This window comes from Pseudomonas sp. Sample_24 (assembly GCF_004307605.1).
In the GTDB taxonomy this organism is placed as follows: domain Bacteria; phylum Pseudomonadota; class Gammaproteobacteria; order Pseudomonadales; family Pseudomonadaceae; genus Aquipseudomonas.
This window is the reverse complement of the sequence record NZ_RCNW01000111.1, coordinates 1-1,688: the sequence shown is the minus strand read 5'-3', so window position 1 is coordinate 1,688 and position 1,688 is coordinate 1. Positions and strand designations below refer to the sequence as shown.

General features: G+C 60.2%; 2 protein-coding genes and 2 pseudogenes. All 4 read left to right on the top strand.

Annotated elements, in window-relative coordinates; genetic code table 11:
* Window positions 1–77: pseudogene (locus D8V06_RS05315) on the top strand (nicotinic acid mononucleotide adenylyltransferase); the annotation flags it as partial.
* Window positions 78–150: 73 nt separating this feature from the next.
* A complete protein-coding gene (gene rsfS / locus D8V06_RS05310; RefSeq protein ID WP_056855808.1) occupies window positions 151–645 on the top strand; it encodes a ribosome silencing factor in 495 nt (164 codons plus the stop codon).
* 9 nt (window positions 646–654) lie between these two features.
* Window positions 655–1,122, top strand: coding sequence for a 23S rRNA (pseudouridine(1915)-N(3))-methyltransferase RlmH (gene rlmH, locus D8V06_RS05305; RefSeq protein WP_003185785.1), 468 nt, complete (start codon window positions 655–657; stop codon window positions 1,120–1,122).
* 10 nt (window positions 1,123–1,132) lie between these two features.
* A pseudogene (locus tag D8V06_RS05300) lies at window positions 1,133–1,688 on the top strand (penicillin-binding protein 2); the annotation flags it as partial.

The window sequence follows — 1,688 nt, the reverse complement described above, 5'->3', positions numbered from 1 at the left end:
AGTCGGTACGTTTCCTGGTGCCCGACGCGGTCCTGGCCTACATCGATGCGCACGGACTCTACCGTGCGTCGAACTGAATAGGAGTGCCTCAAGGCACGTGGCAACAACGTGTATTGAAGCGCCCGAACAAACGAGCAAAACGAGTTTTTTATGACGAACAACGAAGTAAACAAAGTTAAGCGCAAAGGCACGTTCAAGAGTGCCCCGCTGCCTGAGAAAGTCCTGGCTGCCGAACCGCCTAAAGGCGACGAACTGGTCAAGATCGCGGTAGCGGCCCTGGAAGACGTCAAGGCCCAGGACGTTCTGGTCATCGACGTTCGCGACAAGCAGAGCATCACCGACTACATGATCATCGCCACCGGTACTTCCAACCGCCAGATCGGCGCGATGCTGGACAAGGTTCGCGAAGCCGTCAAAGCCTTGGGCATCAAGCCGCTGGGTGAAGAAGGCAAGGGCGACAGCGACTGGGTGCTGCTGGACATGGACGACGTGATCGTCCACATGATGACCTCCAACGCCCGTCAGTTCTACGACCTGGAGCGCCTGTGGAAAGGCGCCGAGCAGAGCCGTGCCGCCGACGGCAAACACCACAGCCCTGAAGTTGGTCACGAGCATTTCAACAAGCTCAACAAAGACCAGGAATAAGGAACGGCTGTGCGACTGCGACTGATCGCCGTCGGTTCCCGCATGCCCAAGTGGGTGGAAGAAGGCTGGCATGAATATGCCAAGCGTCTTCCGTCCGAGCTGGCGCTGGAACTGGTGGAAATACCGCTCAATACCCGGGGCAAGAACGCCGACGTGGCGCGCTTTATCCGTCAGGAAGGCGAAGCCATGCTGGCCAAGGTCGGGCCGAACGAGCGTATTGTCACCCTCGAAGTCCACGGCAAGCCCTGGAGTACCGAGCAACTGGCGGTGGAACTCGATCGCTGGCGGCTGGACTCGCGCACTGTCAATTTCATGGTCGGTGGCCCCGAGGGGCTGGCGCCGGAAGTCTGTGCCCGCGCCGATCAGCGTTGGTCGCTCTCGCCGTTGACGTTGCCGCATCCTTTGGTGCGCATCCTCATCGGCGAACAGCTGTATCGTGCCTGGACAGTTCTGTCCGGCCACCCTTACCACAAGTAGTTCTGCCCTCATGCCTCAGCCGATCCGCATCAAGGACCACGAAAAAGACGCCCGTCTGGTGCGTGGCCGCGTCGTGTTCGGGGCAATTGCCGTGGTGGTGCTGATTGGCGTGCTGATCGCGCGTCTGTATTTCCTTCAGGTGATCCAGTACGACTACCACTCGACCCTGTCGGAAAACAACCGCGTCCACGTACAACCGATTCCGCCGACTCGCGGCTTGATTTTCGACCGCAACGGCGTGGTGATCGCCGACAACCGGCCGAGTTTCAGCCTGAGCATGACCCGCGAGCGGTCCGGCGACTGGCAGCAAGTGCTCGACGTCATCGTCGAAGTATTGGAGATGACGCCCGAGGACCGGGTGATTTTCGAAAAGCGCATGCGTCAGGGACGTCGGCCGTTCGAGCCGGTGCCGATCCTGTTTGAGCTGACCGAAGAACAGATTGCCCGGATCGCCGTCAACCAGTTCCGCCTGCCAGGCGTGGAAGTGGTGGCGCAACTGGTTCGCCACTATCCGCAGGGCGCGCACTTTGCGCACTCGGTGGGTTACATGGGGCGGATCAACGAGA